Source organism: Siphonobacter sp. SORGH_AS_0500, from assembly GCF_002838835.1.
Taxonomy (GTDB): domain Bacteria; phylum Bacteroidota; class Bacteroidia; order Cytophagales; family Spirosomataceae; genus Siphonobacter.
The window spans coordinates 81,542-88,466 of the sequence record NZ_NHPP01000020.1; the positions used below are offsets into that span (position 1 = coordinate 81,542).

Annotated in this window: 7 protein-coding genes; all 7 read left to right on the top strand. The window is 46.5% G+C overall.

The window, feature by feature from the left end; translation table 11 throughout:
* Positions 1-407: 407 nt before the first annotated feature.
* Positions 408-563 (top strand): hypothetical protein, encoded by a 156-nt coding sequence (locus BWI96_RS21730; protein WP_157830443.1) that lies wholly within the window; start codon positions 408-410, stop codon positions 561-563.
* A gap of 65 nt (positions 564-628) precedes the next feature.
* Positions 629-1,081 (top strand): hypothetical protein, encoded by a 453-nt coding sequence (locus BWI96_RS18985; RefSeq protein ID WP_157830444.1) that lies wholly within the window; start codon positions 629-631, stop codon positions 1,079-1,081.
* A gap of 5 nt (positions 1,082-1,086) precedes the next feature.
* Positions 1,087-4,740 carry a phage tail tape measure protein gene (locus BWI96_RS18990; RefSeq protein ID WP_106638102.1) on the top strand — a complete coding sequence of 1,218 codons (3,654 nt, stop codon included), beginning with the start codon at positions 1,087-1,089 and terminating at the stop codon, positions 4,738-4,740.
* Between the two features lie 156 nt (positions 4,741-4,896).
* A complete protein-coding gene (locus BWI96_RS18995) occupies positions 4,897-5,406 on the top strand; it encodes a hypothetical protein (RefSeq protein ID WP_157830445.1) in 510 nt (169 codons plus the stop codon).
* On the top strand, positions 5,351-5,902 hold the full coding sequence (locus BWI96_RS19000) for a hypothetical protein (RefSeq protein WP_106638104.1): 552 nt from the start codon (positions 5,351-5,353) through the stop codon (positions 5,900-5,902). The genes BWI96_RS18995 and BWI96_RS19000 overlap by 56 nt, the downstream gene beginning before the upstream one ends.
* Positions 5,902-6,642, top strand: coding sequence for a hypothetical protein (locus BWI96_RS19005; RefSeq protein WP_106638105.1), 741 nt, complete (start codon positions 5,902-5,904; stop codon positions 6,640-6,642). The genes BWI96_RS19000 and BWI96_RS19005 overlap by 1 nt, the downstream gene beginning before the upstream one ends.
* 46 nt (positions 6,643-6,688) lie before the next feature.
* The coding region (locus BWI96_RS21735) for a hypothetical protein (protein WP_157830446.1) at positions 6,689-6,925 on the top strand (237 nt) is incomplete at its 3' end.

The following is a 6,925-nucleotide window of genomic DNA, read 5'->3' on the forward strand; positions in this document are numbered from 1 at the left end:
AAAGGGAATCTTATAAAAATAAAGTCTTAATTTCTGGCGATGACTACACTACAGGGAAAGCAAAATTTTTTATACCATTTAAAAAACAAGAAACTTTATACGATATACGTCAAGTAAAAAAGATTCCATATGCTGCTTTAGAAGTAGGTGTCACAACAGTTCCCTTTAAATATAGATTTGGCTACAATAAAAATGATAAAAGGATTCCTAACAATGCATCTTCAGAAATTAATGCTGGAATTTATCTTGGAAGAAAATGGGGTAAAACTAGTTTTTATGGAGATACATCTAAAAAAGATGGAGTCACATTTACACTTGCTGCTTTAGTTGGCCCAACAGTAATAGAGATTGATTCAACTAATACTTTTGACTCAAAAATCTCATCAAGTAAAGAGCTAGGGTTAACTATGGGCTTTGCAGCCTTGTTTGCCTATGATGGATTTAGTGCTGGATTACTCTTGGGAATTGATACCCCATTGTCTGGGCAATCTAATAAATGGTACTATGCTAATAAACCTTGGATTGGATTAGGATTTGGATATAAAATATTTGGAGGTAAGTAATTGATATCAATTATAAGAAACGCTGAAGCAAGTTAGCTTTAGCGTTTTTTCTTTAAGTGGTCTTTTTGGATTACAATTTATCACAGGAGATTCGTGGCATGAGTCTTCGTCAGGAAGTTGCAGAGTACGTCGAGCAGTGGGCCGCTCGCACGGAAGAATTACTCCAGTTGAAACTAAGTAGCTGGAAAGCCCGTCACACTGATGCCTTATACCAGGCCGTTCGCATGCACGTCATCAAGCAGGCGGAAGGCGTGATCGGTGTTTCCCTCCATTTCCCTATCTACGGGCGTTTCGTCGATATGGGTGTCGGGCGTGGCCGCTCCCAGGCCAGGCTCACCCAGGAGAAATACCGTACCCGTTTTCAGAAGAAAAAAGAGCGGCATCCCCGCCCCTGGTACAGTCGAACCTACTTTGCCAGGGTTCGCCAGCTTAACGAAGTACTTTCCCTCAAGCTCATTGAAGAAGCGATCGTTTCTATCGTACACGAGCAGCAAGAAATCATCATTTCCACCCCTTAAAACTTATGTCAAGAAACGTTCGCACCGACGAAGTGCAGGCCCGGCTCAGCGTGGATGCCAAGCAGGCTATTAATGAGCTGGGAAAGCTAAAAACGGAGTCACAATCCCTTGTAGTTACCAATAAAGCCCTACAGAAAGAATACGACCGCCTGAACAAAAAGCTGGCTACGGCCAACGCGAAAGGCAATGCAGAAAAAGCTAAGCAGCTTTCTGATGCGATGACAGGCCTAACTACGCAAATGAAGGCTAACTCCCGCAGCATTGATCAAAATGCGGCTAAATACGATGCGATCATTAAGCAGGAGGGCATGGCCGTGCAGACGACCTCGCAACTTCGAAACTATCGTTCGATGTTGGCCCGTCAGCTCGATAAAGAATTAATTCCGAATACCAAGGAATATATTGAGACGCTCGAATTACTACATAAAGTCGATGAGCAGTTAGCCACTCGCAAGCAGAATATGAAGGCTTTACCCAAGCCGGAAACCCTGTTTTCGATGAAGAATATTACCAAGCAAATTCCTTCAGCTATCGCCGGGGGTATTGGTGGGGCTTTGGTGGGAGCGGCTTCTCAGATGGCCGGTGATCTGTTTTCGACCATCGATGATAAAATCGAAAAGATCGGTGAGAAATCCGACGCAATCACGGCACTGGCTCAGGCCTTTGGCATGACCACGCGGGAAGCCCAGGCCCTGGATCGCCAGGTCGGGGAAATCGATAACCGTTTGGGAGCTAAAACCATGCGGGAAATTGCTACGGAGGCCGGCAAACTTGATGTACCCATCGACCAGGTGAAAGGCTATACCGAAGCTGTTGGCCAGGCTACACTGGCCATGCAGGATGACTTCCCTCAAGGAGCGGCGGTATTGACGGAGGATCTAACCAAAATTAAAGGGTTGTTTTCCGATACCCATGAATTAGAGTATGCTGATTCCGTCTATAAAATTGGCTCAGCGATGAAGGTTCTAGCGGATTCGGGGACGGCCACGGCTGACTTTCAGGTAGATTTTCTAAAGCGAATGGGTCAGGTTCCTGAGAAGATCAGGCCGGGCATTCGGGAGCTGATGGGTATGGCTGCCGTACTGGAAGAATCCGGGATGACTTCCGAGATTGCCGCCTCCGGGATGACGAAGGTTTTAACTGTCGCGGGTGATAATTCTAAAGGCTTTGCCAAACTATTTGGCATGTCTAAAAAAGCCTTTGAAGAATGGCTAAATACGAAACCGAACGAGTTTCTAATTCAGTTTGCCGAGCGTATTTCCAACATGAAAGGTACGCAGGCGATTCAAACCCTGAAGAATCTGAAGGTCGAATCCGACGAAGCCTTGAAAGCGATTGGAGCTTTGGGTGGGGATATCGAAAAGGTGAAAACGAAAGTGGACGCTGGAGCCGCAGCGTTTGATAAAGGGGCTCGACTCACGGAGATTTTCGCTCAGAAAAATGACAATCTGGCGGGCCGGGTAGAACGGGCTGGCAATGCTATTTCCAAATGGTTCAATAATTCAATTCTGGGAACTACGCTGGAGAAAATTACGGGTGGTTTTGCTGATTTAATCTTAAGCATAGATAAAGCTAACCCTAGCATTGAAGGGCTTACTGCTCAGATTAGTGATCAGTCTAAAACGGTTGATCATTTACAGAAAGATATTTCTCCCCTACTTTCCAGATACGATCAATTAAAAGCTAAAACTACGCTTACTAAAGATGAGCAGGCAGAATTAAAACGCATCGTTGATCAGGTGGCTCAGGCTATTCCGGGAGCTAGAACTGAAATTAATCGGTATGGCCAGGCAATGGCTATCAACACGGGTATTGCCCGAAATTTCATTGAGACTCAGGCGAAAATTCTCAAAGCTTTAAATGAAGATAAAATAAGGGCTGAGAATAAGAATATACTTGAAACTCGTGCGGATTTTCTGAAAGCAACCAAGGAGATGTACCATAGAGATGCTAAGGGCAATTTACTGGTTTACGCTACTTCTATGGTTACTGGTATGAATGGAGCTAGAACCCTAATCAGAAAAGCAACAGATGAAGAAGCGGCACGAATTACAGCAAAATTTGCTGAAACGCAGGCCGCTTTCGTAAATGCTAAAATTCGGATGGGTGAGCTCGATGGGTCGAATATGCTGGCTTTGGCTAAAGGAATAAAAGACCCTGAAAAACCTATCATTGATCCCCTTGATCCGGAAAGTTTGAAGGAAAAGAAAGGCAAAACGGAAGCCGAAAAACTAGCGGAAGAACGGGTTAAAAATGACTTGGAAAGCCAGCGAAAAGCGACTCAAATGCAGATCGATATGATCCAGCAGGAGTCTGATCGGAAGGCTACTCAATTAATTACGGATCATGCCAATGAAGTGACAGATCAGAAAAAGCTTTTGTCAGAAAAAAAACTTTCTCTGGAGGCTTTCAATGACTGGAAAAAAACGGCTGATTTTAAGCTACAGCAGGATCTTCTCGATTTAGACGCTCAGGTAAATAAACAAATCGATGACCGGGCGAAGGAAGCGGCCAAACATGCCGCTGAGATGGTTTTGCGAGAAGCGAAAACTTACGCAGAGACGAAGGTTGAATCGGCAAAAGCCGCCGTCCTGGCTGCTTCTGATGTAGAGCAGAAAGTAGCCGCTGAAGATGCTCTCTACATGGCTGAGTTAGGGGTTCTGGAAGCCGAACGGGATCTGGCCTTGGTACGGGCTACGGAAGAAGAAAAGGTACTTATTAAAAAGGATTTTCTAACCAAGCAGTTAGCCCTTGAAAATAAGTTTTTCGAAGCGGTAGGTAAAGCTCAAAAAGAAGGGGTTAAACGTACCAAGCTAACTAAGCAGGAAGAGCTTCAGGTGCAGGAAGCCTATACGCAATTAGGTAGCCAGATCGCCGGAGCCTATTTTGATATCTCGGCAGCTTACCGGGAACAGGAAATGAACCAAGTCGAGCGGGATAAGGATCGCAAAACCAAAATTCTCGAAGATCAACTCGCTAGAGGCCTCATTACCCAGGAGCAGTACAATTCCCAGAAAGAATCCATGGATAAAGAGATGGATGACAAGCGGAAAGAGCTTCAGCGGAAACAGGCTATTCAGGATAAACTCAATGCTATTTTTCAGGCCACTTTGAATTCCATTCTGGCCGTGTCTAATGCTAATAAAGTTCCCCCTCCAGTGGGTCCCATTTTGGCTGGCATTGCCGCCGCCACGGGAGCCGTTCAGGTAGCTAAAATCGCGGCCACCCCGATTCCTGAATTTGCTGGCGGTGGGTATACGGAACTAGAAGCGAAAAAGAATCCTTCAGGCTTTACTCCGATTCGCAAAGGCATGCTTTCCATTACGGGGGAATCAGGAAGAGAATACGTCGTTAACAATACCATGCTTAAGAATCCACACGTGCAGGATATGGTCGGGATTATGGAAAGCTACCGCACGCGGGGTATGGCTTCTTCAGGCTACACTCCGCAGTGGGTTTCTTCGCCTGCTGGAGCGGGAGCAGCCGTTCCGGTGATCATTAATCAGAAGTCTGAGAGTGATGCGTTGATGCTTCAGGTGCTTTCTGAACTCCGAGATGAAATCAAAGCCGGCCTGGGCTTTAGCTGGCAGAAGTTTGAAAGGCAAACGGATACCATGGATCAGTTGAAGAATGCTTCAAGAGTCAGACGCACCTATTAAAAGCAAAAGGCCGGAAGTCCCCACTACCCGGCCTTTCAAGAATAAACCCACTTACCTAACGGTACAATTTTCGGCATTTTTCACCTAAAATCACCGTTCGGTTTGTCCTTTTTTTACGCCTCAGAAAATGTCAATTTCGTGCATCCCCCAGAACGCATGAAATTATATGTCCCCGCCCGATCGTACCTGGTCAAGTTTGCCCAGGTACGGTATGGTTCCTCGGTTGTCGTGAACCGGAACGATTCGTTTTCTCACTTATGCTTGATGTACCTGATTCTAGGGCGACACCGCTCTGACTACGCCCGTACGATCGAGAAATCAGATCGGTATAACGATCGTCTCACCCTCGATGTCTCGACGAGATTCTTTCACGATTACGGGGCGTATCACATCACGCCTTTCACTACCGTCAACATCAATCAGTTTCTCGACAAAGAATTCAAAGCCGAATTCGTGCTGTTTGTACGCGAGAAACTAGCCCAGGGCTTCAAGATTGTGCAGGCGATCGACGCTTTCAGGGAGTTTTATAGTCTTTTCGAGGAAGACATCGCCGATGAAACTTTGAAAAAGAATCTCCAACGTCGGGGAGTCTGGAAGCGTAAAACCAAGCATGTACCAATCAGTCGGGGCGTATTGCAGCAACCACGACAACTTTGCCGGGCTTAGCTATATAGGTATAGCGAAAGCTGCTGACGTATCCCTGCCTACGGTTTTACCGGGTCGCTGGAATCCCCTTCCCACTCAGCTCGATGCTCCCTACGGCCTGGTAAAACTTCCGTTCGTTTCGGATACGGCTAAGCTCGTGTTTGCTCACAAGCGAGCCGAGCAGGGTCGCATCATTGCCCCTGAAATCAATCTTACGCTTACGGGCCAATCCGCCGCTCTGGATGATTTCCTTTCCGCCTGGATTGGCATTGACCTGTTTGTACTCGTCAAGCTTCAGGCTTCAGGCCATGCCAGGGCTTTTCGCAAAATGCGACTGGAGGAAGAAAACGACAGCGGCGATGAGCCCGCTCAATTCACCGGCAGCCGCCTGGTGCTTAAACCCCTTTCCGAGCAACTCTATGCCTGGAAAGGAGCGATGCCTGGTAATATCGACGATACTATTCTTAACCCCCTCGGAAAATCATTCACTTCCGGGTTTTCAGACGGTTTCCAATAATGGCTACTACCCCCTGGGATCAACTCAAAGCATGGTTTACCGCTAAGCTTCCAGACAATGATCAGGAGAAGATCACTCCTAAAGACTTAAGAGATGTGCTCGGTGAAGTGATGGATAGCTTCGAAAAGATGCTCTATTACCTCGTAACTGCTCCAGAGCTCAGAGCCATCACGATTTACGATAAAACAGCTCGAAGTTGGCCCGTGGTTCTGAAAAGTGCCTCGAATACGATTGGTTTCATGGCTATTACTACGGTCACCAAGCGAACGCTGGTACTCGATAAAACCTTTAAAGTTACTGGAGCTGGAGTAAACCGAAACCTGATTATTACTGATCCGTATTTTGATGACTTTGCCCCTGGGGATGAATTAGTATGGGTAGAGAATGTGAAAGGGGGTGAGATTAAGTTTCAGGTCCCCCAAATCGGAATTCAGCAGGTAAACGGCGAAGAAAAATATGTCTGGCAATATCCCGACGAACCCGACTCCCTAACGGTGATTGCAGGAGTGAATTTTGACCCCAGGAAGGTTACCGTGGTCGTTAATGCCAGTAATGGCATTCTCGTCGAACACCCGCTTAATTCTACCAATCTTCGAATCGATGTCCTGACTCCTGAAAACAGACCCGTCTCTTTTGTCTCCGCTTTTCCCGTGGATGCTACTCACGTTCGATTAGAAATGCCTGAAGGTGAGATGTTTCCTGTAAAACTTTTAATCTCCGCTTATCCCCAATCCCAATAAAAACACAACAACAACCCATGAAAAAACTCCTTTTTCTTTTAGTGTTTTGCCTACACTACTGAAAGCACAATACCCTCGAACCATCGAGACCACCAGAGACACGACAGAGGGAGCCTCCGTTAAGGGGCGAATGGCCCTTTCCACGCCAGGCCCCTTGTCAGGAGGCTGGGATGGCACATTGGTCGGAAAAGATGTGAATGGAAAATCTTACATCGCTGCTTCAGCACATTTCGAAAGTTACGCTCAACTCAGAAGTATGGTTGCGTTACGTTCGGGCGTTCGT

Bases quoted from the DNA above. Each gene is read 5' to 3' on its own strand.
- BWI96_RS18995 (WP_157830445.1), top strand. From the start codon at position 4,897: ATGAAATTATATGTCCCCGCCCGATCGTACCTGGTCAAGTTTGCCCAG.
- BWI96_RS21730 (WP_157830443.1), top strand. From the start codon at position 408: ATGGGCTTTGCAGCCTTGTTTGCCTATGATGGATTTAGTGCTGGATTA.
- BWI96_RS18990 (WP_106638102.1), top strand. From the start codon at position 1,087: ATGTCAAGAAACGTTCGCACCGACGAAGTGCAGGCCCGGCTCAGCGTG.
- BWI96_RS19000 (WP_106638104.1), top strand. From the start codon at position 5,351: ATGTACCAATCAGTCGGGGCGTATTGCAGCAACCACGACAACTTTGCC.
- BWI96_RS19005 (WP_106638105.1), top strand. From the start codon at position 5,902: ATGGCTACTACCCCCTGGGATCAACTCAAAGCATGGTTTACCGCTAAG.